Source organism: Bradyrhizobium sp. USDA 336, assembly GCF_044908355.1.
Taxonomy (GTDB): domain Bacteria; phylum Pseudomonadota; class Alphaproteobacteria; order Rhizobiales; family Xanthobacteraceae; genus Bradyrhizobium; species Bradyrhizobium yuanmingense.
In genome coordinates, this window is the sequence record NZ_JBIYDC010000002.1 from 13,752 (window position 1) to 36,234 (window position 22,483).

20 protein-coding genes are annotated in these 22,483 nt (G+C 62.4%); 12 read left to right on the forward strand and 8 right to left on the reverse strand.

Going from position 1 to position 22,483, the window contains the following annotated elements; all coding sequences use genetic code 11:
* Nucleotides 1-364 precede the first annotated feature (364 nt).
* Nucleotides 365-1,687: an NAD(P)/FAD-dependent oxidoreductase gene (locus tag ABIA45_RS00780; protein WP_404650879.1), complete on the forward strand. Its 1,323-nt coding sequence runs from the start codon at nucleotides 365-367 to the stop codon at nucleotides 1,685-1,687.
* A 169-nt stretch (nucleotides 1,688-1,856) separates the two neighbouring features.
* Here ABIA45_RS00780 and ABIA45_RS00785 read toward each other — a convergent pair whose 3' ends face one another.
* Complete coding sequence (locus tag ABIA45_RS00785) at nucleotides 1,857-3,050, reverse strand: FAD-binding oxidoreductase (protein WP_404539105.1); 1,194 nt, start codon at nucleotides 3,048-3,050, stop codon at nucleotides 1,857-1,859.
* A 488-nt stretch (nucleotides 3,051-3,538) separates the two neighbouring features.
* On the opposite strand from ABIA45_RS00785, the gene ABIA45_RS00790 reads away from it, so the two are divergent.
* The 11 genes from ABIA45_RS00790 to ABIA45_RS00840 all read left to right on the forward strand — a co-directional run bounded on the left by ABIA45_RS00790 (nucleotide 3,539) and on the right by ABIA45_RS00840 (nucleotide 15,938).
* Nucleotides 3,539-4,378, forward strand: a complete 840-nt coding sequence (locus ABIA45_RS00790) for an AraC family transcriptional regulator (RefSeq protein ID WP_271543967.1) — start codon at nucleotides 3,539-3,541, stop codon at nucleotides 4,376-4,378.
* Between the two features lie 132 nt (nucleotides 4,379-4,510).
* On the forward strand, nucleotides 4,511-7,522 hold the full coding sequence (locus ABIA45_RS00795) for a molybdopterin cofactor-binding domain-containing protein (protein WP_404650880.1): 3,012 nt from the start codon (nucleotides 4,511-4,513) through the stop codon (nucleotides 7,520-7,522).
* Nucleotides 7,519-8,334: a xanthine dehydrogenase family protein subunit M gene (locus tag ABIA45_RS00800; protein WP_271543971.1), complete on the forward strand. Its 816-nt coding sequence runs from the start codon at nucleotides 7,519-7,521 to the stop codon at nucleotides 8,332-8,334. The genes ABIA45_RS00795 and ABIA45_RS00800 overlap by 4 nt, the downstream gene beginning before the upstream one ends.
* Nucleotides 8,331-8,849: a (2Fe-2S)-binding protein gene (locus tag ABIA45_RS00805; protein WP_404539112.1), complete on the forward strand. Its 519-nt coding sequence runs from the start codon at nucleotides 8,331-8,333 to the stop codon at nucleotides 8,847-8,849. Before ABIA45_RS00800 ends, ABIA45_RS00805 begins: the two co-directional genes overlap by 4 nt.
* Complete coding sequence (locus ABIA45_RS00810) at nucleotides 8,842-10,386, forward strand: AMP-binding protein (protein WP_275511552.1); 1,545 nt, start codon at nucleotides 8,842-8,844, stop codon at nucleotides 10,384-10,386. Before ABIA45_RS00805 ends, ABIA45_RS00810 begins: the two co-directional genes overlap by 8 nt.
* 28 nt (nucleotides 10,387-10,414) lie before the next feature.
* Complete coding sequence (locus ABIA45_RS00815) at nucleotides 10,415-11,221, forward strand: enoyl-CoA hydratase/isomerase family protein (RefSeq protein ID WP_271543978.1); 807 nt, start codon at nucleotides 10,415-10,417, stop codon at nucleotides 11,219-11,221.
* Nucleotides 11,175-12,485, forward strand: coding sequence for an ABC transporter substrate-binding protein (locus ABIA45_RS00820; RefSeq protein WP_275511551.1), 1,311 nt, complete (start codon nucleotides 11,175-11,177; stop codon nucleotides 12,483-12,485). The genes ABIA45_RS00815 and ABIA45_RS00820 overlap by 47 nt, the downstream gene beginning before the upstream one ends.
* Nucleotides 12,486-12,562: 77 nt before the next feature.
* Entirely contained in the window at nucleotides 12,563-13,453 is an 891-nt protein-coding gene (locus ABIA45_RS00825) for a branched-chain amino acid ABC transporter permease (protein WP_271543981.1), read from the forward strand.
* Complete coding sequence (locus tag ABIA45_RS00830; RefSeq protein WP_404650881.1) at nucleotides 13,446-14,489, forward strand: branched-chain amino acid ABC transporter permease; 1,044 nt, start codon at nucleotides 13,446-13,448, stop codon at nucleotides 14,487-14,489. Before ABIA45_RS00825 ends, ABIA45_RS00830 begins: the two co-directional genes overlap by 8 nt.
* Nucleotides 14,486-15,229, forward strand: coding sequence for an ABC transporter ATP-binding protein (locus ABIA45_RS00835; protein ID WP_275511549.1), 744 nt, complete (start codon nucleotides 14,486-14,488; stop codon nucleotides 15,227-15,229). The genes ABIA45_RS00830 and ABIA45_RS00835 overlap by 4 nt, the downstream gene beginning before the upstream one ends.
* Before the next feature lies 1 nt (nucleotide 15,230).
* The gene (locus tag ABIA45_RS00840; protein WP_271543986.1) at nucleotides 15,231-15,938 is read left to right on the forward strand and encodes an ABC transporter ATP-binding protein; all 708 of its coding nucleotides are present in this window, start codon (nucleotides 15,231-15,233) and stop codon (nucleotides 15,936-15,938) included.
* Nucleotides 15,939-16,555: 617 nt separating this feature from the next.
* Here ABIA45_RS00840 and ABIA45_RS00845 read toward each other — a convergent pair.
* From ABIA45_RS00845 to ABIA45_RS00875, 7 genes are all read right to left on the reverse strand, one after another.
* Nucleotides 16,556-16,978, reverse strand: coding sequence for a hypothetical protein (locus ABIA45_RS00845; protein ID WP_404539122.1), 423 nt, complete (start codon nucleotides 16,976-16,978; stop codon nucleotides 16,556-16,558).
* Between the two features lie 4 nt (nucleotides 16,979-16,982).
* Complete coding sequence (locus ABIA45_RS00850) at nucleotides 16,983-17,921, reverse strand: hypothetical protein (protein WP_404650882.1); 939 nt, start codon at nucleotides 17,919-17,921, stop codon at nucleotides 16,983-16,985.
* 88 nt (nucleotides 17,922-18,009) lie between these two features.
* Nucleotides 18,010-18,543 (reverse strand): YkgB family protein, encoded by a 534-nt coding sequence (locus ABIA45_RS00855; RefSeq protein WP_271543990.1) that lies wholly within the window; start codon nucleotides 18,541-18,543, stop codon nucleotides 18,010-18,012.
* 28 nt (nucleotides 18,544-18,571) lie between these two features.
* A complete protein-coding gene (locus ABIA45_RS00860) occupies nucleotides 18,572-19,378 on the reverse strand; it encodes an SDR family NAD(P)-dependent oxidoreductase (protein ID WP_404650883.1) in 807 nt (268 codons plus the stop codon).
* A gap of 57 nt (nucleotides 19,379-19,435) precedes the next feature.
* Nucleotides 19,436-20,386, reverse strand: a complete 951-nt coding sequence (locus tag ABIA45_RS00865) for an alpha/beta fold hydrolase (protein WP_404655594.1) — start codon at nucleotides 20,384-20,386, stop codon at nucleotides 19,436-19,438.
* A 119-nt stretch (nucleotides 20,387-20,505) separates the two neighbouring features.
* Nucleotides 20,506-20,919, reverse strand: a complete 414-nt coding sequence (locus ABIA45_RS00870) for a cupin domain-containing protein (protein ID WP_157284049.1) — start codon at nucleotides 20,917-20,919, stop codon at nucleotides 20,506-20,508.
* A gap of 59 nt (nucleotides 20,920-20,978) precedes the next feature.
* Nucleotides 20,979-22,280 (reverse strand): epoxide hydrolase family protein, encoded by a 1,302-nt coding sequence (locus ABIA45_RS00875; protein WP_404650884.1) that lies wholly within the window; start codon nucleotides 22,278-22,280, stop codon nucleotides 20,979-20,981.
* Between the last annotated feature and the right edge of the window lie 203 nt (nucleotides 22,281-22,483).

Here is a 22,483-nt window from a genome sequence, read left to right on the forward strand (position 1 = left end):
CGATTGCAGCACCTGTAACAAGACTGATTAGGACATGCCAAAGGCCCCTTCGTCGCGCTCATCAAAGGCGACGACATTGGCGTCGACGTTCCGATGCCGCTATTTCGCGTCGCCGACCATCGCGACGCAAACGGGAGTTTCTAAACGCCGTCGAGTGCGATCCAACGGGCGAGCAGTCGCGCCGCCCCTGCGCCGAACTGGGATTCGATAGCGCTTGAGCAGCTCGTATCAATCAAGCGCTCAAAAACCCGAGCATCTTGCGAAGTTCTAGATGATTTCAGCACATTCTGTTGCGCGCACGATGCGATGAAGGGTTGATCGGAACTTTGCTTCCGCATTCCTGGCAGCCGAGGTTCGGTGGAACATGTCACCCCACGTCGAGCGCATTCACAGCGATGAGCGTCTTCCCGCCGAGGCGGACGTGGTCATCATCGGCGGCGGCATTCTCGGCTCTACGGCCGCCTATTACCTGGCAAAGCGCGGCCTCTCCGTGGCGCTGCTCGAGAAGGGCCACGTCGCCTGTGAACAATCGAGCCGTAACTGGGGTTGGTGCCGCCAGCAGAACCGCGACCGGCGCGAACTGCCGCTCTCCGTGCTGTCCATGCGGCTGTGGGACGAGCTCACGCGCGATATTAATCGGGACCTCGGATTTCGTCGCTGCGGTCTCGTCTATGCGACCCACGACGAGGCTGTGCTCGCCGGCTGGGAAAAGTGGCGCGAGATCGCCAGGGAGTACAACGTCGACACGCGCGTGCTGAGCCGGGCGGAGGTGGCCGAGCGCGTCCCGGAAGCGCGCGACAAATGGGTGGGCGGGACCTATTCGGAGCGGGACGGCAAGGCCGAACCTGCGCTCGCTGCGCCGGCTATCGCCGAAGCGGCCAGAACTCTGGGCGCCACAATCCACCAAGGATGCGCCGCGCGGGCGCTCGACTTGGCCAACGGCAAGATTGCTGGCGTGCACACGGAGAAGGGCTACATCAGAACCAGCGCGGTGCTGTGCGCCGCCGGCGCCTGGTCCTCGCGCTTCCTTCGGCCGCTCGGCATCAGTTTCCCCCAAGCGAGCATCCGGCAGACCGCGCTGCGTTCTACCCCGACAATCAACATAGGCGAGGCGGTCTCCACACCCTACTGCACCATCACGCGTCGACTGGACGGCAGCTATACGCTTGCGATCAGCGGCAAGGCGAACCTCGAGATTACGCCTCAGGCCATCAGGTATAGCCGGGAATTCATGCCGCAATTCTTGCGTCGCCTGAAGAACGTCAGGCTCGGCGTCGGCCACTCGTTCGTGTCGGGGCCGGATTCAATGTCGGCCCTGCTGACCACCGATGATCGGATCTTCGAACGGAATCGCGTGCTGGATCCTCCGCCCTTGAAATGGCTGGTGAGCCAAGTGGTGGAGAGTGTCCGGAAAACCTTCCCTCAACTCGGCGAAATCAAGATCGATAGCGCCTGGGGCGGCTTCGTCGATTGCACGCCGGACGCGGTGCCTGTGGTGTCGCAGGTGGATGGGGTGAAAGGCCTCGTCCTCGCGGCGGGCTGCTCGGGTCATGGTTTCGGTCTGGGCCCGGGGCTCGGCTATCTGGCCGCAGACCTTGTCGTCAACGACACGCCTTGCGTCGATCCTACACCGTTCCGGCTGTCGCGTCTGGTCGACGGCTCGAAGCTGGACATCTCCGCCATCTGAAGATCGAGCCGGAAGTCGGCAGTTCCGAAGGAACGTTTCCTCCCCAACTTGAGCCACTCCTTGGGGGGTGGCTTTTTCTTTAGAAAGCGATTTGGATGATCCAGGGGCTTAGCCGAGGGCGCAGCGTTTGGGCCTGGACGAAAGTATCGCCAGCTCGCCGGACGGTGGTTCAAGAGCCGGGTGTCTCGTCCAGCGGACGAACGACCGCGTCGGAGTTCATGATATCAGCCGGATCAAAGGCGGTCTTGATCCGGCGCATTGCCGCGATGCGCCCAGGATCGCCGTACCGCTCCAGAAGGTGCTTCTTGAACCGCCCGACGCCGTGCTCCGCGCTGAACGTGCCGCCGAGCGCCGCGGCCGTGTCGTAGAGTTGCAGCGACAGGCTGCCTTCGATCCGCTTGGTGAACTCCAGCCGGTCGACATTGGGAGGAACGAGCACGTTGTAGTGCAGATTGCCGTCGCTGACATGGTCGTAGACGGACAGCTCAAGGTCGGCGTCATACGATCGCACCTGCGCGCCGGCCAGATCCAGGAAGCGCCGAATGGAGGAAAGCGGTACCGAGGTGTCGTGTTTTACTGATCCGCTCCGGCGCTTCTCCCCCTCGGGGATGGTCTCGCGGAGCCGCCACATCGCGGTCCGCTGCGATCCGCTCTGCGCCAGCAATGCGTCGTCGAGCCATCCGGCCTCGATCGCCTCGGCCAGCACGGCTTCCATCAATTCGTCGAGATCGAGATGGCGTGAGGAAGAGGCGAACTCGACGAGGACAGCGCCTGCTGGGCCGGCTCCAAGGCTGGGCGGATCGGTCATTGTATCGGTCGCAAGTGCGATCGATCGGGCCGCCATGAATTCGAATGCGGTCAGCAGATCCGCGGATTCGCGGCGGACCAGAGCGAGAAGCTCGGCAAGCGGCGCGCCGCTCGCGAGCTTCAGCCAGGCGGTCGCGCGGCGGGTCGGCAAGGGCGCGAGACGCAACACTGCGCCGGTGACGATGCCGAGCGTCCCCTCGCTTCCGACGAAACGCTGTTTGACGTCGTAGCCGGTGTTGTTCTTCCGCAGCTTGCGCATGTCGGAGACCACCGTGCCGTCCGCCAGCACCGCCTCGATTCCGAGCAGCAGATCGCGCGTCATCCCGTACCTGACCACCGACAGCCCGCCGGCGTTGGTGCCGATGTTGCCGCCTATCCGGCAACTCCCTTCCGCGCCGAGACTGAGCGGCAGCAGAAGTCCGGCGGCCGCCGCGGCGTCCTGTATGAATGGAACGCGATCTTCCACCGAACCTAGCAATGTCAGCTGCGATGCGGAAGATTCCCCCGAAAGCGCTGGCGCATCTCGTCTATAGCTTGAACGAGATTGACGCTCCAACCGCATTGTCCTGGGGGCTCGTTGGAGTCGTCTTTCCCGATGCGTCGTTGGGGAGTGAGAGCGATCGGCTGCTTGCCACCATGCGGGCTCGTTCTCGAAGTGCGCTCGTCGCAGTTAAAGAATATCAACGCGCGGCTCCGGAACTTGGGCCACGCGCTGCGCGCGATTCCGCCGCAAACTTGCTCGCGACGGTGCTGTCCTCGGCGATCGCTAGAAGTTTGCGAGGATCCTGACATTTCACCGCCGATTAGCCCGCTCCTCCCATCACCTACTCGCTCGATACGGGCGGCGTGCTTATCATGTTTGCAAGCATTACTACGGTGCCCAGTACGGGGACAGTGTCAGCGCCATCACTGCGAGACTGTTGCGGAAGCCAGTCGTGCTGCAAGGCAGCAATTGAGATGGATGACATTGCCGGTCGGTCGCGTGTATGTTAACGCCCCACAGACCAATCAATTCGTATCGGAAAGCCTGAAGGGAGGTACTTGATGTCGACGGCCCTGCGCATCGCTCATGGTGCATTCGGCAGGGTCGCTCTGCTCGACATGGACCGGTCCCTGGTCCGTCACGCCCATCATCACTGCCATGTCCTGCTCAAGGTCGAGGGCGCCGACACGCATTTCCTAGTGGGCGAGCGGGTCTATCCGCTCATGGACTCGACGGCCGTGCTCGTCGACGGCTGGAAGCCGCACGCTTATGTGCATGACGTCAACCGGCCGCGAACCCTGATCTTAGCGCTCTACATCGAGCCCGAATGGCTAAAGGAGTTCCGGCCGGGTTGGGCCGCCAGCGGTGCGCCCGGTTTCTTCGAGCAACCGTCGGGCGAGGTTTCTCCGCGCATCCGCCAGCTCGCGTTGCACCTTGCTGCCGATATGATGGCGCATCCGGACGCGCTGCATGCCCATGAGCAGATGCTGTCGAATCTCATGATCGCGGTGATCGAGCGCTTCACGCCTTGGCGCAGCTTTCCAAACTCGATCCGCGGCATGAGCGCCGTGAGTTGCGACTGGCGGATCCGGCGCGCGATGGATGCCATGCGGAGCAGGGATTCTTACGCCAACGTTGATCAGTTCGTGAGGGGCGCAGGCCTCTCGCGCGCGCAGTTCTTCCGCCTGTTCGAGACCTCGCTCGGAGTCTCGCCAAAAATCTATCTCAATGTAGTGCGCATGGAACGGGCGCTGGATGCGGTGATGCGCGAGGACACCCCGCTCGGGGAACTCAGCGAGCGCTTCGGTTTTCCGGAGCCGGCGCACTTCACGCGCTTCTTCCGCGATCATTCCGGCGTCAGCCCGCGCGAATTCCGCAACGTCTCGCGTCTTGCGGGCTGATATTGCGGCGCACCTGCCTTTCAAATGAGACGATTTGGTAAGTCGTGAGAGCGGGCGGTATGGCGCCCGCACCCCTCCTCCTGACAACTGTCGGCGTCGCGTCGAAGAACGCGTCGGGAGGTATGCCGGGACATGGCGCAGGCCGCGGTCCGAACCGCAACATCGATCGATCAGGGCAAGGGTGACGAGCGGCCGTGGGTCGGGCGTTCGATCGAACGCGTCGAGGATGCCGCGCTGCTGAGCGGTCGCGGCCGCTTCATCGACGATCTCGGCGTTCAACCGGGCACGCTGCACGCCGCGATCCTGCGTTCGCCACATGCGCATGCCGATATCCTCGCAATCGATACCGAAGCAGCAATGCGATTGCCTGGCGTTGCGGTCGTTCTGACCGGCAGGCAGGTCAAGGCCGTGACGTCGAGCCTCGTCGTGGGCGTGAAAGCGCCCGTCGAGTGCTGGCCGATCGCGATCGACCGCGTACGCTATGTCGGCGAGCCGGTGGCGGTGGTGGTGGCGACCGACCGCGCCCGCGCCGAGGACGCCCTCGAGCTGATCTCCGTGGAGTACCGCCCGCGGGCCGTCATCGTCGATCCGCTCGGCGCACTTGCGCCGGAGGCTCCCCTCCTGCACGACGGCTTTCCGAGAAATCTCGCAAGCGATCGCACGTTCCGCTACGGAAATCCCGAGCAAGCTTTCGCGGACGTTCCTCACCGTTTCTCGATCGACGTCAAATATCCGCGCAACTCCTGCACGCCGATCGAGACTTACGGCGTCATCGCCTCGCACGATGCCGCCGAAGATGCCTTCGATATCCTGGCCAATTTCCAGGGGCCGTTCAGCATCCACACCGTGATCGCGCGCGCCCTGAAAGTTCCGGGCAACCGGCTCCGACTTCGCACGCCGCCGGATTCCGGCGGCAGTTTCGGCGTCAAGCAGGGCGTTTTTTCGTACATCGTGCTGATCGCAGCAGCGGCTCGCGTCGCGGGCCGACCGGTCAAGTGGATCGAGGATCGGCTCGAGCACCTCACCGCATCGGTATCCGCGACCAACCGGGCCGTGACCCTGTCGGCGGCCGTTGCCGTCGATGGCAGAATTCTCGCGCTCGATTGGGATCAGGTCGAGGATTGCGGCGCGCATCTGCGCGCGCCCGAGCCGGCGACCCTCTATCGCATGCACGGCAATATGACGGGGGCTTACGACATCCGCCACGTCAGGATCCACAACCGCGTGGTCGTCACCAACAAGACGCCAACCGGGCTCAACCGCGGGTTTGGTGGGCCGCAGGTCTACTTTGCGCTGGAGCGCTTGGTGCAGCGAATCGCGATCGGCCTCGATCTTGATCCGCTCGAGGTCATCAGGCGCAATCTGGTTCCGGCCAACGCCTTCCCTTATCGCACGGCAACCGGTGCGCTGCTGGATTCCGGCAACTATCAGGAGGCGATTGCGAGCGCTGTCGAGCAGGGACAACTCGCGGAGCTCAGGGCGCGGCGCGATGAAGCGCGCGCGCACGGGCGTCTCTATGGGATCGGATTCACTGCGGTTGTCGAGCCCAGCGTGTCCAACATGGGCTATATCACGACCGTGCTGACGGCGGCCGAGCGCCGCAAGGCGGGGCCGAAGAACGGCGCGCAGGCCACCGCGACCGTCGGCCTCGATCCCGTCGGCAGCGTCACCGTTCACGTCGCCTCCGTGCCGCAGGGGCAGGGCCATCGCACCGTGCTGTCGCAAGTCGTCGCCGACGTCTTCGGCCTCGAGCCAAAGGACGTCCGGGTCAACGCCGAGATCGACACCACCAAGGACGCTTGGTCGATCGCGTCCGGCAACTATGCCAGCCGTTTCGCCGCGGCGGTGGCCGGCACCGCCAAACTGGCGGCCGAGCGCGTGGCGGGCCGTCTCGCCCGCATCGCCGCCAGTCAGCTCAATGTCGAACCGGCGGACATCGTGTTCGCCAAAGGCTTCATCGCGTCCCGGCATAATCCGGAAAACCGGATCGCATTTTCACGAGTCGCTGCACTCGGCCATTGGTCGCCGGGCTCGCTTCCGGACGACGTCGGTCAAACCATTCGCGAGACCATGTTCTGGACGCCGCCGGAACTGACGTCGCCCGACGACGAGGATCGCATCAACTCGTCGCTGTGCCACGGCTTCATCTTCGATTTCTGCGGCGTCGAGATCGATCGCACCACTCTTGAAACCCGCATCGACCGCTACGTCACCATGCATGATTGCGGCACGATCTTGCATCCCGGCATGGTGGACGGGCAGATCCGCGGCGGCTTCGCGCAGGCCCTGGGCGCGGCGCTCTATGAGGAATATGCCTACGCCGATGATGGCAGCTTCCTGATGGGAACGCTGGCCGACTATCTGCTGCCGACCACCACCGAGGTGCCGGAGCCGCAGATCATCCACATGGAGACGCCGTCGCCCTTTACTCCGCTCGGTGCAAAGGGCGTCGGCGAAGGCAATTGCATGTCGACGCCGGTCTGCGTCGCCAACGCGGTCGCAGACGCGCTTGGGCTCGCCGATGTCACGCTGCCGCTGGTGCCGGCAAGGCTTGCCGAGCTGGTGCGCGGCGCCGAGCCGCCGCCGCCGTCGGGGCGGTCGACGGCGAGGCCTGCGCGGCAGGGAGACCGGCGGCTTCGCGGAGAGGGCCTGGCCTTCGTGAAGGGCGCGCCGGAGCAGGTCTGGGCCATGCTGCTCGATCCGGCGACTCTGCAATCGGTCATTCCAGGCTGTCAGCGCGTCGACAAGATTTCCGAGACGCATTTCCGCGCCGACGTGACGCTTGGCATCGGACCTGTCACCGGGCGCTATCGCGCCGACGTCGAGCTGTTCGATCCCGACCCACCGCACGCGGTGACATTGCGCGGAGCGGCCCACGGTGCGCTCGGCTTCGGCAGCGCGCAAGGACGCATTACGCTCGCGCCCGACGGCAAGGGCGGCACGCACCTGACCTACAGCTATGACGCCGCCATCGGCGGCAAGGTGGCGAGCATCGGCGGCCGCCTGCTGGATGGTGCTACGCGGGCAATTATCGGGCAGTTCTTCGCGGCATTGGCCCGCAAGGCCGGCGGCGGGGCGGCCGGCCGCTTCTCCCGGTTCTCATGGCTGACGAAACTCGCAGGCCTGTTCGGAGGGCGCCGATGAAGCCCGCCGCGTTCGACTATGTCCGCGCCGAAACCGCTGACGAAGTCCTTTCCGGACTAGCGCAGGAAGGCGGCAATGCGCGTGTTCTGGCCGGCGGCCAGTCGCTGATGGCGATGCTCAATATGCGTCTCGCCAAGCCAAAGCGGGTGATCGATATCATGCGCCTCAACGAACTCCGTCATATCGAGCGGAAGGCGGGCGCCGTCGTCGTCGGCGCCGGCGTGCGCCAGGCCGAACTGTTGGCCTGGCCCGATCTCGCCGAGGTCCTGCCACTCGTGGCACTCGCGCTGCCATGGGTCGGGCACGAGCAGACCCGCAGTCGCGGCACGATCTGCGGTTCGCTCGCCCACGCCGATCCCAGCGCCGAGATGCCGCTCGCGTTGATCGCGCTCGGCGGCGAGGTGCATCTGCGCAGCGCCAAGCGGCGGCGGCATGTGGCGGCAAAGGACTTTTTCGCCGGCATGATGCTGACCGCGCGCGCGGATGACGAACTGATCGAAGGTATATCTCTGCCGATTATCCGCCAAGCGCGCTTTGCGTTTCGAGAGGTCGCGCGGCGGCACGGCGATTTCGCCATCGTTGCCTGCGCGGCGATGACGACGCCTGCAGGCATCCGCTTCGCCGTGGGGGGCGTTGCGGACGTCCCGACCGCGCGTGACTGGCCGCGACTCGAGGGCAGCGCGCTCGACGACGCCCTCAACGGATTTGCCTACGAACTCGATGCCCGCGACGACATCCACGCAACCGCGCGCTATCGCCGTGACCTGGTGCGGATGATCGGCCGCGAGCTGATCGGCGAGGTGCTGCAATGACCCGGCTAGTCGCTAATGCCCGCCATCCCGTCTCCATCACGCTAAACGGCAAGCCCGTCGAAGGGGAAGCCGAGCCGCGCATGCTGCTCTCCGACTTCCTGCGCCATGAGCTCGGTGCGACAGGCACTCATGTCGGCTGCGAGCACGGTGTCTGCGGCGCCTGCACCATCGTCGTCGACGAAATGCTCACGCGTGCCTGCCTCGCCCTCGCGGTGCAGGTCGATGGCTGCGATATCGGGACGGTCGAAGGGCTCGCGCCCTCGCCTGACCGGCTCGGCGTGCTGCAAAGCGCCTTCCGGCGCAACCATGCGCTCCAGTGCGGCTTCTGCACTGCCGGAATCCTGATGTCGCTGGACCACTATCTGAGTCGGCACAAGGCGCCGACCGAGGACGGTATTCGCGATCTCCTGAGCGGCCATCTGTGCCGTTGCACCGGCTACACCCCGATCATTCAGGCGGCCTTGGAAGCGGCCGCGGAGCTTGCCACCGTCACGGAAGAGACCCCAGATGCTTGATCTCGGCAGCAGCTTCGTTGCCAGCGCGTCGCGCGATCCCAACGCCATTGCGCTCGTGGATGGCGATCTCCGTCTCACTTATCGGCAATGGTACGAGAAGATCTCGGTGCTGGTGGCATCGTTCGACCAAGTCGGGCTGAAGCCGGGAGATCACGTCATCACCCTGCTGCAGAACCGCTGGGAGGCGGCCACGCTGCATTGGGCCTGCCAGTTCGCGGGAATCGTCATCACGCCGATCAACTGGCGGGCCAAAGCCGACGAGCTGGATTTTTGCATCGAGAACTCGGAGGCGTCCGCCCTTTTCTACCAGGACGTCTCCGCGGAGGCCGTCAGGCAATCGTCGCGCGCCGGCCAATTGCGGCGTTTCCCGGTCGATCCTGGGACAGGCGAGGCGTTCAGCTTTGCCGAGATGATCGAGGGCAGCGCGCCCGACGCCGAGCCGCGCGTGGGCGCCGACGCCTGGTCGATCATGCTCTATACCTCGGGAACGACCTCGCGGCCGAAGGGCGTGCCGCGGCGGCATCGCGCGGAACGGGCCGCGGCGATCGCCCATGTCGCGCAAAACCTTTATGGCCGCGGCGAGCGCACCCTTGGCGTGATGCCGCTCTATCACACGATGGGGGTTCGCTCGCTGCTTGCGATGTCGCTGATCGGCGGTACCTTCATCTGCCTGCCGCGCTATGACAGCCGCCAGGCGTTGGCGTTGATCGAAAAGGAGATGGTCAGCAACCTCTATCTGGTGCCGACTCTTTATCACGAACTCGTCCACCACGAGGCGTTTGGCGCCACCGACGTGTCGAGCGTACGCAAGCTTGGCTTCGCCGGCGCCTCAATGACCGACGGATTGCTGAAAAAGCTAAACGAGACGTTCAGGCCGGAACTGTTCGTCAATCATTACGGCAGTTCGGAGATCTATACCTTTACGATCGACCAGAATGCGCCGGCAAAACCCGGTTCTGCCGGCAAGGCGGGCATCAATCAACATATCAAGGTGGTGCGGATCGACGCGCGCTCGGTCGCGGAGCTTGCCGCAGTCGGCGAGGAGGGCGAGATCATCGCATTGCTCGCTACCGATGAGGCGTTCGAAGGTTATTGGCGGCGATCCGAGGCAGACGCCAAGGCGCTCCGCGAGGGCTGGTACTTCACCGGCGACACCGGCTTCGTCGATCCGGACGGCGATCTCCACGTCACCGGCCGTGTCGACGACATGATCATCACCGGCGGCGAGAACGTCTCGCCGGTCGAGATCGAAAGCTGTCTGTCGCTACATCCCGCCGTGTCCGAGGTCGCAGTGGCCGGCATTGCCGACGAGAAATGGGGCAAGATCGTCGCCGCCTTCGTCAAGCGTAACAAGCCCGTATCCGAGGCCGAGCTGGAGCAGTTCTGCCGCACCTCCGGGCTCGCCAATTTCAAGCGGCCGCGCCGCTATGTCTTCGTCGACGGCATTCCGAAATCGCCGGTCGGCAAACTGCTGCGGCGGCTGCTCGTCGCCGGGGAATACGAGACCGAGCGCCTGCCGCCGCCAGGCACCGCCTGACCTCAATCACCAACAGAAGGAACCACAAATGTCGTCACCCTACACATTTTCCGATTCCCGCCTTGCCAAGCTGAACGGCTTCAAGGTCGAAATCGATGAGGCACATGAGCGCGCCGACATCATCCTTGTCCGCCCGCCGTATAACATCGTGGCGATGCCGCAGCGCGATCAGCTCCGGCTGAGCTTCGAGACGCTCGATGAGGATACGCGCGTGCGCATCATCGTGCTGCGGTCGGAGGGAGAGCATTTCTCCAGCGGCGGCAATATCGGTGGTTTCATGGAGGCAAGTCCCGAACATGTCTCCAAACTCGCCTGGAATATCGCTGCACCGGCGCGTTGCGCCAAGCCAGTGATCGTCGCCAACCGCGGTTACTGCTTCGGTGTCGGCTTCGAACTCTCGCTCGCCTGCGATTTCCGGATTGCGTCGGAGACCACGCAGTATGCGCTACCGGAGCAGAAGCTTGGGCAAATTCCGGGATCGGGCGGTTCGGCGCGGCTGCAGAAGATGGTCGGCATCACCCGCACCAAGGACATCGTGATGCGATCCAAGCGCATCTCGGCGAAGCAGGCGCTGGAGTGGGGCATCGCAACTGAATGCGTGCCGGATGCGGAACTGGAGAAGGCTACCGACAGTTTGGTGGACGAGCTTCGCACGTTCTCGCCACTGGCGCAGCGGACTGCGAAGAAGCTCCTGAACGACACCGAGGATTCGACGCTGGCCATTGCGATCGAGCTCGAGGGGCACTGCTACAGCCGCCTACGCCAGTCGGACGACTTCAAGGAAGGCGTTGAAGCCTTCAACGCGAAACGTCCCCCGAAATTCATCGGCAGTTGAACCGTTCCGGCGCGTGGTGGCTAGCCACCGCGCGTCGTTTCCGGCGGAAATTTTCATAAACAAGACCATAGAGGGAGCGAATATGAATCCGTTTAGCATTTTAGCCGCTGCGAGCGCGCTGCTCGCCGCCACCGCGCTTTCGAATGCCGCACTGGCGCAGGCTGGACCGCTCAAGATCGGCGTGGTCACCCCTTTGTCCGGCACGTATACGCCTATTGGGCAGCAGGTCCGCTGGGGACTGGAGCTGGCTGCCAAGGATATCAACGCGGCAGGCGGAATTGCAGGACGGCAGATCACCCTGATCTTCGAGGACGAGGAAGCCAATCCGGCCGTTGCCGTTCAGAAGGCCGAGAAGCTGTTCCAGGTCGAGAAGGTGGACTTTCTCACCGGCACGGTGAATTCGGGGTCGACGCTCGCCGTCGCGCAGCTCGCAGAGCGTAACAACAGGCTTGCCGCTACGACTGTCTCCTTCGCCGACTCGATTACCGGCGACAAATGTTCGCCGAACATGTTTCGCGTGAACGCCCGCGCTGAGCAGCAGTCGGTCGCGCTCGCCGCCTGGCTTGAGAAGGAGAAGCCGAAGTCGAAGGTATTCTATCTCGGGCCCGATTATGAAATGGGTCGCTCCACCGTCGCCGCCTTCAAGGCCAACGCCGAAAAGAGCGGCGCCCAGTCGATGGGCGAGGTGTTCGCGCCACTCGATTCCAAGGATTACACGCAGTATTTCGGCCAGATCCGGGCTGCCCGCCCGCAGGTCGTCTATACCTCGGTTGCGGGGAACGACACGGTGCGACTGCTGACCCAGTTGCAGGATTTCGGCATGCTGTCGAACCTGACAGTCGTTGGCGCCTCAGGCACCGTGACCTCTCAGAACATCGGCGCGATCGGGGCCGCGGCGGAGGGCTTCGCCACCGGTGTGGGTTATTCAACTCAGATTGATACGCCCGAGAACAAGAAATTCGTCGAGGCGTTCCGCGCCGCCAACAAGGCCGACCCTGACCTCTACGGCGCCGACAGTTACGGCGTCCTCTTTGCCTACAAAGCGTCGGTCGAGAAGGCGGGCTCAACCGAAACCGACAAGGTACGCGATGCGTTGAGGGGACTGACCTGGAAGACGCCGCAGGGCGACAAGACGATCAGGGCCGGCGACCATCAGGCAATGCAGCCGATGTATGTGGTGCGCGTAAGCAAGGGCAAATTCGACATCGTCACGAGTGTGGCTGCGGATAAGGCGATCGGACCCGACGCGTGCACACGATTCTGAACCAAGGGAAACGTCCGCGTTCTCTCCCGTGAGTCCGGGCGAGCGCGGGCGGAGCATGATCTCTGGAGACGACGTCCATGTCACCGATAGACTATCTGCAATTTGTGTTGGCACCGCAGATCCTGAACGGGCTGACGCTCGGCGTTGCTGTTGTTCTTGTTGCGCTGGGGCTCACCATCATTTTCGGTATGCTGGACGTCATCAACATGAGCCACGGCGAATTCTATGCAGTGGGAGCCTATGCAGCGGTGGCGCTTGGAGCCGCGGGCGTCGGTTTCTGGTTTCTGCTGGTCTTGGTGCCGATCTTGATGATTCCCCTCGGTATGGTGGCAGAGCGGCTGTTGATCCGTCCGGTCTTCGACTCGAAGGACCGCCACGTCACCACGCTGCTCGTTACCTTTGGCCTGGGCCTCGTTGTCGAGGATGGGCTGAAAGTGATCTTTGGTGCGAACACGCAGCGCCCGCCGACACCCATTCCGGGCGCAACGGAGTGGTTCGGAATTCTCGTGCCAAGCTACCGTCTCTTCCTTCTCGCGGTGGGAGCAGCGATCATCGGCGGCGTCGCCTATGTTGTGTACCGCACGCGCCTCGGCGCCATGGTCCGTGCAGCTGCCTTCGATCGCCATATGGCGGCCTCGCTGGGGGTGCCGGTCTCGGTCGTGTATGCGGGAACCTTCGCGTTCGGCGTAGCGCTCGCGGGGCTCGCCGGCGTGCTGCTCGCGCCAATCTATTCGGTCTTTCCCACCATGGGGCGGGACTTCATCCTGCTTGCCTTCAGCGTCGTCATCGTCGGCGGCATGGGCTCGATCTGGGGGTGTGTGTTTGCCGGGCTGCTGCTGACGCAGGTGCAGGCGCTCGCGAGCCTCGTTATTTCGCCGATATGGACGGATCCCATCGTGTTCGGGACGATGGTCGCCTTCCTCATGGTCCGCCCTCAAGGCCTGTTCGGGAGGCTCGGACATGCTTGATCGGCTCGCTGTCTCCATGCGTGCGAGCCATGTACTCGCGTTTCTGCTTCTCGCGGCGGCGTTGGGCCTCGCGGGCATTGGCGCTGCATTGGACGACAGTTTTTACCTCCGCCTCGGTACCGAAGCGCTGATCTTCGCTGGACTCGCTCTGTCAGTCGACCTTCTTCTCGGCTATTCGGGCGCGCTGTCGCTGGGGCAGGCGCTTTATTTTGGCATCGGCGCCTATGTTTCGGCCCTGACATTGATGACTGCTCCCTCGTTCTGGCTGGCCATGGCTGCCGCAGGTCTTGCGACGCTCGTTACCGCCACGATCGGCGGCCTGATCGCGAACCGGGTTCGCGGTGTCTATTTCGCCCTCATCACCTTTGGCATGGCGCAAGTCGTGGCCAAGATCGTCTACAACACGCGCGAACTGGGCGCTTCTGACGGCATGATCGGCATTCCCGTTGTCCAGATCCAATTCGGCCCTGTCGCGATCTCGGCTGGCAATCCGGTCGGGTTCTTTCTGATCGTGCTGGCCATCATCATGGGACTGTATGGACTGAGTGCCTATTTGCTGGAGACGCCCTTCGGCCGGGTGCTGATGGCCCTGAAAGCCAACGAGAGGCGAGTGCCCTTCCTTGGTTATTCGGTGTGGCGGGCGCGTATGGCGGTCTATATCTTCGCAGGACTCGTGGCCGGGCTGTCTGGCGCGCTCTATCCGGTGCTGCGGGGTTTTGTCTCGCCCGAGCTAATGTTCTTCGCCACTTCCGGGAACGCGGTGATCTCGGTGATCCTCGGGGGTGTCGGTACGCTCATCGGCGCGATCTACGGTGCGGTGCTGCTCGTCATCCTGAAATCGATCATCGGCAGCTGGACGGAGCATCATCTCATCGTCATCGGCCTGCTGTTCATGCTCTGCGTGATGTTCCTGCCGAAGGGGCTCGTCGGCTTCACAAGGCCCTGGATTGAACGCCGAATCGCCCGCGCGCCATCTCAGGAGGTCGCCGCGTCCGCGGTTTCCCCCGCGATCGTCAAATCCGGGAGCGTGTCATGATCCCGCATGTCCTCGACGTTCGTGGTCTCGGCATCTCATTCGGCGGCCTCAAGGCGGTCGACGATGTGAGCTTTTCCGTCGAGCGCCATCGCATTACCACGATCATCGGTCCCAACGGTGCCGGCAAATCCACCTTGTTCAACCTGATCAGTGGCGCCCTGAGGCCCAGAAGCGGAAAGGTCATGATCGACGGCGTCGAGATGACACGGGATTCTGCCGAGCAGAAGAAGGCCGCAGGTCTTTCCCGCTCGTTCCAGATCACCAACCTCTTCTTCGAGTTGACCGTTGCGGAAAACCTGCGGCTCGCGGCGCAGCTGCTCGAACCGCCATCGCGCGCCTTGTTGCCAATCCGCCGTTCGCGCCGCGCCATGGAGAAGACCGAGCAAATGCTCGAGCGCTTCGCGCTGGCGCATCGCCGCGACGAACTCGCCGGCAATCTCTCGCACGGGGATCAGCGCCGGCTGGAAATAGCAGTCTGTCTCGCATCCGAACCCAAGATCTTGCTGCTCGACGAGCCGACACAGGGCATGAGCCATGCCGATACGCGGGACACGGCGGTCCTTGTGCGCAGCCTGACCGAGGACGTGACCGTTCTGCTCATCGAGCACGATATCGGTCTTGTGATGAGCCTGTCGGACCATGTTGTCGTCATGCACCAGGGTCGCAAGCTGGCCGAAGGTCCTCCAAACGTAGTGCGATCTGATCCGGCCGTTCAGGCCGCCTATTTCGGGCATCGCTGACATGCTAGACATTCGCGGATTGCACTCCCACTACGGTCTCAGTCACATCATCCAGGGCATCGATCTCGACGCTAGGGCCGGTGAAGTCATCGGCATCTTTGGGCGCAACGGCGTCGGAAAGACGACATTGCTCAAAACTATCGCCGGTTGGGTGACAGCGAGTGCCGGCACGGTCACGCTCGCTGAGCGCGGACTTTGCGGCCTTTCACCCGATCGCGTCTGTCATGCTGGCGTCGGCTTTGTGCCGGAGGATCGCCGCATCTTTCCAGGGTTGACTGTTGAGGAAAATCTGTCGCTGGGTTTGCTGCAGGTGAGGGGGCGTTCGAGACAGCAGGAGCACCGTGCGATTGATGCGATTTACGGTCGCTTTCCGCGTCTGGGCGAGCGACGGCATCAGCTCGGCACGACACTATCCGGCGGCGAACAACAGATGCTGGCAATGGCGCGGGTCATGGTCGGTGAGCCACGTCTCGTGTTGATCGACGAACCAAGCGAAGGCCTGGCGCCAATGATTGTTGCAGAAGTCTTCGCAATCGTGCGGGAACTGCGCGATCGGGGGGCAATCGTGTTGCTGGTCGAGCAAAACGTACATGAGGCCCTGTCGGTCGCCGACCGCTTCCATGTGGTCGAACGCGGAAAGATCGTATTCAGCGGCGAGGCAGGCGTCGAGACCGATTGCACCCGGCTGATGCAGCTAATCGCGGTATGAGGACGATACCAAACTGATCACCACCAACTCCCGTCGCAAAAGAGGAGCATAGTGGATGAAGTCGCCCCCGGATGAATTGAGTTAAGTGGAAGGACGTCTGTTTCGGGCGCTTTCGAACGTTCATGATGGTCAGACGGCGTTTGACGACACTCCTCGCGCGTAGGCTCAAACAAGCTTCACCACCTGGAGATATCGATAATCCTGCCCCGGTCGTGCGGTGAAAGACCGGGAAGGAAGAACTTCCGCTTGCCAGTAAATTGAACATGATCATTTATGATCATGATCACTAGTGATCATGGTCACATTTTGATTTTGGGTCCAAATCTGAGCAGGTCGGTGCCGTTCGAATGCCATCCCTCGCTGGGAGAGGCGCTTCCTTATTTGGAAACGCCTGCCAAGCAATTGATATCATTGCAGGCGAATTCGGCCATTTTTTCCAAATGTTCATTGGAATCATTGAATATTCAAACTGATCTTGATTCCGCGATTCTGGCGTTCGCTCAGGGCAGACGTTGCTGCAGAACTCCCAGACCTACCGCTCCACTTCGGCTGTTCGTTTGGAAACTAGGCATTTGGAAAGGCGCCGCGTTGCCGGTGGCCAGGACCTATGCGTGCGTTCAGGCTACATGCCAAATTCTGTCTAGATCCTCACCCAGATCGGCTCGCTTCATCTGGTGCCCGCCGGTTACACATCGGCTTGCGCAGGGTCCGAGCCAATCTCGCAAGGCGGCGTCCTTCGTAAGCATTTTGCCGATAGCGGAGAACACAGCAGTGCCGATTGCTTGTTGCTGGCTGCGCAGATGGTCCTCAAGCAGCTTGTGTCGGGTAACGTAGCCGGCATTCACGCCTGGGATTGATTGGTTCATTAGCAGCTTTGCGTCGAATTCTGAAACTCCAGCAGCTGTGGCAATGGTCCGGAATGTTTGGCGAAGATCGTTACCCCACTTCGAAAGGGTATCGCGATCCTCTTTTGTTTCGGCAAGATGGCCCGACTCACTGTCGCCGGGAAAGATCCATTTCCGCGACTGCAGCGGATACATCTGCCTACCGAAGCGTATCGCCCGAATGAGACACAGCATCATTTCTCGGGAGAGTGGGACGTCGAACGCTCGCTTCCTGCCGCCCTTTGGCTTTTCGATGTGTAGAGTTCGGCGGCGAGAGTCGACGTGACTCGGCTTCACCTGCTGTAGTCCGAGATCCACAAAGCAGCGTGAGCAGATGGAATTCGCGACGGACCGGATTTTCGAGGGCAGCCAACTCCCGGAACCATTCGGTCAAGTCGCTCGCGCCCATGCCGGTATCTCGGCGCTTCTCTTCATTCCAATCGACGGCGTCTGCTGGGTTGTCGCGTGGCAGAAATCTGCTGGTCTTGCGAGCATGATTGTAGATTGCGCGCAGCGTTCGCATGCAGCCATTTGCGATATACGGACCGTTCTCTTTCGTAATGTCGTCGTGCTTTCTGGCAACGCGAGCAGGATCCATCGCGAGTTCGCTTAGCGAAGTATCGAGCCATTCCGCAAAGAGGCCTTCTACCTGATCGCGATAACCGCTTATGGTCTTTTCACTGCGACCCTTTCGGATCAAGTGCGCTTCCCGATATCGCTGCCATGCTTGTCTGAGGGTGACAGTCGAAACCTCGATTTTCGCCTCGTTCCCAGCCTGGCCGGCGCCAGTCTCTCCATCTTGCTTCGCCGTCTTCGGATGCTGTCCTCTGCTGATCTGAGCCAGATATTCCTTCGCAATCGCGCGGGCTGCTCGGGTGGTCAACTCGCGCGTGTCGCCGATAGATACTCTGATCGAAGACGCCCGCTTTCCTCCCTGCCGGAGATCGCCACGGTCGGTCTGGCGCTTCCCGGTAAACAACGCCAGATGAAAGCGGCTTGCCGGGAATGTTGGGTATCGTCTGCTGAAAGTGCGGCGTAACCGTTTCGCCGATACCACGGGCGGCGGCAGGTGTCGCCATGGCGATGGCAATGGCAGCATAGGCTGCACTTAGGATGTCGCATTTTCATGGTCGTGTTCTCCTTCGGTTGCATGGAGGTGCTGATGCTGTTTTCCGAAAGTGGCCTGCTCACCTGCCAACCACAGTCTTGATTGAGTCGACGAACACCCAGAACGAGGCGGCGAACAGGCCGACATCCTTCAAAAGAAACTGACCCGGCGCGACGGTGATCGCGGGCGGTCCGAGCTCCGGCACGACGACCCCCGGCGTCGAGAGCATGAAGCTAAGTGTCGCAACGAAGAGTCCGGCGGAGAGCAGACCACCGGCAGCGGAGAAGATCGGACTCGCCAATCTGAGGGCGATCAGCAGCCCGATGCTGAGTTCGAGGAGCCCAAGGAAGGTGGAGAAGCCGCGGACCGAGAACAAATCATAGAACCAACTCAGTAACGGGCTGTTCTCAACCAGCGGCACCAGCCCCTGGGCCTCGTAATCGGTGAACTTCATCCCGCCGAACCAGGCGTAGATGATCGCGAGCGATGCATAGAGGCCGAACCGGCTGAGTGGTTCGGCGTAGATAAGCACATGGCGCGCGTGATCGCGCCAACCGGCAATGGCGAGCGGGGCAAGGCGCGGCGTTGAGATCGGGATATTGAAGAGTGACATGGTTGGTCTCCAATTTGTTGAGCACGTGTTACGCCGCAGCCGCGATTCGGTATCGCGCCGGAACTGAGCTGAGGGAGAGGTTTGGTATGAGCTTCTGCCGCGCCGCTTCGTAGTTGGCCCAGTCCGCTGCATCTGGAAGCGAGGGAATGCTGACGACTTCACCCTGATCGAAGCCGGCGAGCGCCGCGTCGACGAGGTCATCCGACGTCATGACGATGTTGGACGGCAGATTGTCGACGGCGCCGCCGGCTGCATCCCAGAAGTTGGTCGCTGTCGCGCCGGGCAGGACGGTCTGGATACGCACGTTCTTGTCAGTCAGTTCCTTCTGAAGCGACTGGCCCAGGGCGAGGACGAACGCTTTCGTTCCGCCATAGACGCCGTTCAGGACTTCCGGTGCGATGGCGACCACTGAGGCAATGTTGATGATCGCGCCGCCTCCACGCGCAACGAGCGCGGGAGCCGCGGCATAGGTAAGCCGCATCAGTGCGGTCACGTTGAGATCGACCATCTTCTCCATGGCATCGACGTCGGACTGCAACAGCGGCTCGAGTCCGCCGACACCTGCGTTGTTAACCAGCATGGTGATGGCGGGGTCCGTGGCGACGATCGCCTCGATCCGCTTCAGGTCCGCCTTGTTTTTCAGGTCCGCGGCAACAGTCTTGACCATACGGCCCGTGGCGCCGGCGATGCGCGTCGCCAGCTGGTCCAGCCGAGCCTCGTTGCGTGCGACGAGAATCAGATCGTAGCCCCGGCGAGCCAGCCGGTCGGCATAAACTGCACCGATCCCGGCGGAGGCGCCTGTAATGACCGCGACACCTTTGAGAGAGATGGACATTGCACTTCTCCTTGTTGGCGCCACTGGCGCGTTGGGGTTTGATACTTCTGGGATAATCTACCGAAATGCGGCGCGAACTTCGTCGATGGTCTGCTTGGGGTTCTGGAGGTGAGGGTAGTGCCCGATACCGGGAAGGAGCGTCAGCCCGGCGCCAATTCTGTCGGCGAGCTCGATCCCCATCTCCTTCTTGATGTAGAGGTCGTTCTCGCCCCACACGACCTTCACCGGGATCGCGAGTTGCTCCAGACGCGATTCGAAGTGATTCTGGTCCCGCGTAAAGTGCGCGTAGTAGTACGAGAAGGCATCCGCTGTCGTTATTGCGCCGTGGCCCCAGGCACGTGACATGTCGTCCTTGAATTCGCGCGGCACATCGAATTGCGCTTCCTTGGGCAGGCCTCTTCTGAACGCGTTTTCGAGGATGTCGTCGCGGTTCTTGTTCAGCTGGTCCCGAGCCTTATCCATTGAAGGGCCAGCCTTCAGGCTCTGCAGGCTCGCATACATGTAGTGGGACCTGTCGAAGGGGGCGAAATCGCCGACGATGATCGACGTCGCGATGCCGGGCTTCTCCTGAGCCAGGAGAAGAGCCGGCAGAGCTCCGACGTCAGTCGCGTAGATCGTAAGCTTGGATGTGTTGATGCCCGCCTTGCGTATGTAGTCGTTCAAGACGCGCGCGTAGTCCTTGGGGGCGTACGAAAACCTGTCGACCTTCGGCCTCGAGGAAAACCCGAAGCCGGGCCAGTCGAAAGCGTGGACTTCGTAGTCGTCGGCGAGGGTAAGAGAGATACTTTTCCAGGCGTACAGCGTTTCCGGAAATCCATGCAGGAAGAGGACGGTCCCCTTCGGGTTCGCGTTGTGGACCACCATTCTCCGGAGCGTGATGTCCTCGTCGATCTCGATGAAGCCGACGTCGACCTTCTGTTCCTGTTCGGAAGGAGTTTGGGCGCGTGCCGGCGCACCCAAAGAGCCGGGTATGGGAGCGCCGAGTGCCGTAGCCGCCGCGACCGCCATCGCTACGCCGCGGTGACATCGGTCGATTCTCTCCGAGATACTGATCATGTCGGTCTCCCAAATGCGAAGGTCGCGTGTGTCGCAGTCGTCTTGCCGCTTGCCTGGCCTTCCTGAGCTGTTCACTCGCTCAGCATCAGAAGCGGCTTGCCCTTCTCGACGATGTACGTGGCAAGCTCGGCGGCCTTGACGGAGCCGATGTTCTTCACCGCATGCGGCGTTCCGTGCGGAATGAAGAGCACCTCGCCGGCCTTGACGGTCAGCGGCGGCCTGCCGTCGAGCTGATACTCCAAGGCGCCTTCGGTGACGTAGACGAGTTCTTCGCCGGGATGCGAGTGCCGGACCGCGCTCACGCCCGGGCCGAACTCAACGAGCACCTGGATGACCTCGCGTCCAGCAGCACTGAGATCATTGCGGAGCAGGTTGGTGCGCTTGATGTCGCCCAGACTGACTTCGTGGGCCCGCGCCACGGGCAAGGTCGAACCGTTGGCAACGAGCAGCGCCGCAGCCGCGACGATGATGCGAAGTGCTTTCATTTGAGTCTCGTCCTCGTTCAGGTTGATTTTGCGCAGCGATTGGGAGTGTCTGGTTGGGGTCAGTATTGACGGAGCGGCCGAAACGCCGCGGCGACTTCCCGGGAGAAAAGTTCGGGCTGTTCCCACGCAGCGAAATGTCCGCCTTTGTCGGCCTCGTTGAAGTAGATGAGGTTGCGATAGGCGCGGCGGGCCCAGCTCTCCGGAGCGCGGTACACTTCGTCCGGGAAGACGGAGATCGCGACGGGAAGCGCGATTTCGGCTGTCCTCTGCGCGGAGGAGAGAATGACGCTCTGACCCGCCGTCTCCCAGTAGATGCGCGCGGATGAAACAGCCGTGTTCGTCAGCCAGTAAAGCGTGACGTCATCCAGCATCTCGTCGCGCGTGAGCAGGCGAAGCGGTTCGGCGTTGTTGTAGTCGAACATCCAGGCCGCCAGCCCGGCGGGAGAGTCGGTCAGCGCGTAGCCGATGGTCTGCGGCCGCGTTCCCATCATTGCGGCATAGGCCCGATATCTCTTGTAGAAGATTGAGAGTGCGTCGAACGCGGCTCGTTCCTTCGACGAGAGATCCTGCGGAGCAGCTGCGCCGGTGGCGAGCAGCGCCGCGATCTCGGACGGCACGGCCGCCGGCAGATTGATGTGGATGCCGAGCAACCCTGCAGGAGCCTGTCGCGCCATTGCGCTTGAGATCGGCGCGCCCCAGTCGCCGCCCTGGGCGACATAGCGGTCGTAGCCGAGGCGATTCATAAGTTCGGCCCAGGCTCGTGCGATGCGCTCCGGCCCCCATCCGAGACTTCTCGGCTTGCCGGAAAAGCCGAAGCCGGGGATCGACGGTAGGATAAGATGGAATGCGTCCTCTGCACGTCCACCATGGCTCGTTGGGTTGGTCAGAGGACCAACAGTCTTGAGCAGCTCGAACACTGAGCCCGGCCAGCCGTGCGTCATGATCAACGGCAGCGCGTTCGCATGACGTGAGCGGATATGGATGAAGTGAATGTCGACGCCGTCGATTGTCGTTGTGAACTGCGGCAGGGCGCTGAGCCTGGCTTCGGCTTTGCGCCAGTCGTATTCAGTGGCCCAGGAGCGCATAAGTTCGCTGAACGCGGCGAGCTGAAGGCCCTGCGATCCGTCATCGACCGTCTCCCGGTCGGGCAGGCGTGTCGCAGCGACGCGCCGCCGAAGATCGCTCAGTGCCTCATCAGGGAAGTTGACACGAAACGGGCGAATTACATCGTTCGGTTCAGCCAGAGCGTGGTGAAGAGGAAACAGGCCAGCGGTGCCGGCAATCGCAATACCCATCGCAGCGCCGCCGAGCAGGGCGCGCCGATCCTGGTCGATAACTTCGTAAACGTGCGGCCTGTCCATCTTGCTCTCCCTTGCCTGACCGGGCGTTGACCATCTGGTTCGCGCACCGCCCGTGGCTTGAATGTCGCCGGAGAGCCGGAAAATAGCTTGTTAGGTGTTGTTAGACGCTGTTACCAATTGTTTACGTTGAAGAAATTCGCTACGCGGCAACCACATGCCTGCCGATGTCAAGATCCATGACTGGGGTCCGGCAGCGATTGGTC

What these genes read in the sequence shown, in the direction of transcription:
- ABIA45_RS00780 (WP_404650879.1), top strand. Translation starts at nt 365, where the DNA reads ATGTCACCCCACGTCGAGCGCATTCACAGCGATGAGCGTCTTCCCGCC.
- ABIA45_RS00790 (WP_271543967.1), top strand. Translation starts at nt 3,539, where the DNA reads ATGTCGACGGCCCTGCGCATCGCTCATGGTGCATTCGGCAGGGTCGCT.
- ABIA45_RS00795 (WP_404650880.1), top strand. Translation starts at nt 4,511, where the DNA reads ATGGCGCAGGCCGCGGTCCGAACCGCAACATCGATCGATCAGGGCAAG.
- ABIA45_RS00800 (WP_271543971.1), top strand. Translation starts at nt 7,519, where the DNA reads ATGAAGCCCGCCGCGTTCGACTATGTCCGCGCCGAAACCGCTGACGAA.
- ABIA45_RS00805 (WP_404539112.1), top strand. Translation starts at nt 8,331, where the DNA reads ATGACCCGGCTAGTCGCTAATGCCCGCCATCCCGTCTCCATCACGCTA.
- ABIA45_RS00810 (WP_275511552.1), top strand. Translation starts at nt 8,842, where the DNA reads ATGCTTGATCTCGGCAGCAGCTTCGTTGCCAGCGCGTCGCGCGATCCC.
- ABIA45_RS00815 (WP_271543978.1), top strand. Translation starts at nt 10,415, where the DNA reads ATGTCGTCACCCTACACATTTTCCGATTCCCGCCTTGCCAAGCTGAAC.
- ABIA45_RS00825 (WP_271543981.1), top strand. Translation starts at nt 12,563, where the DNA reads ATGTCACCGATAGACTATCTGCAATTTGTGTTGGCACCGCAGATCCTG.
- ABIA45_RS00830 (WP_404650881.1), top strand. Translation starts at nt 13,446, where the DNA reads ATGCTTGATCGGCTCGCTGTCTCCATGCGTGCGAGCCATGTACTCGCG.
- ABIA45_RS00835 (WP_275511549.1), top strand. Translation starts at nt 14,486, where the DNA reads ATGATCCCGCATGTCCTCGACGTTCGTGGTCTCGGCATCTCATTCGGC.
- ABIA45_RS00840 (WP_271543986.1), top strand. Translation starts at nt 15,231, where the DNA reads ATGCTAGACATTCGCGGATTGCACTCCCACTACGGTCTCAGTCACATC.
- ABIA45_RS00845 (WP_404539122.1), bottom strand. Translation starts at nt 16,978, where the DNA reads ATGTATCCGCTGCAGTCGCGGAAATGGATCTTTCCCGGCGACAGTGAG.
- ABIA45_RS00850 (WP_404650882.1), bottom strand. Translation starts at nt 17,921, where the DNA reads ATGCTGCCATTGCCATCGCCATGGCGACACCTGCCGCCGCCCGTGGTA.
- ABIA45_RS00855 (WP_271543990.1), bottom strand. Translation starts at nt 18,543, where the DNA reads ATGTCACTCTTCAATATCCCGATCTCAACGCCGCGCCTTGCCCCGCTC.
- ABIA45_RS00860 (WP_404650883.1), bottom strand. Translation starts at nt 19,378, where the DNA reads ATGTCCATCTCTCTCAAAGGTGTCGCGGTCATTACAGGCGCCTCCGCC.
- ABIA45_RS00865 (WP_404655594.1), bottom strand. Translation starts at nt 20,386, where the DNA reads ATGGCGGTCGCGGCGGCTACGGCACTCGGCGCTCCCATACCCGGCTCT.
- ABIA45_RS00870 (WP_157284049.1), bottom strand. Translation starts at nt 20,919, where the DNA reads ATGAAAGCACTTCGCATCATCGTCGCGGCTGCGGCGCTGCTCGTTGCC.
- ABIA45_RS00875 (WP_404650884.1), bottom strand. Translation starts at nt 22,280, where the DNA reads ATGGACAGGCCGCACGTTTACGAAGTTATCGACCAGGATCGGCGCGCC.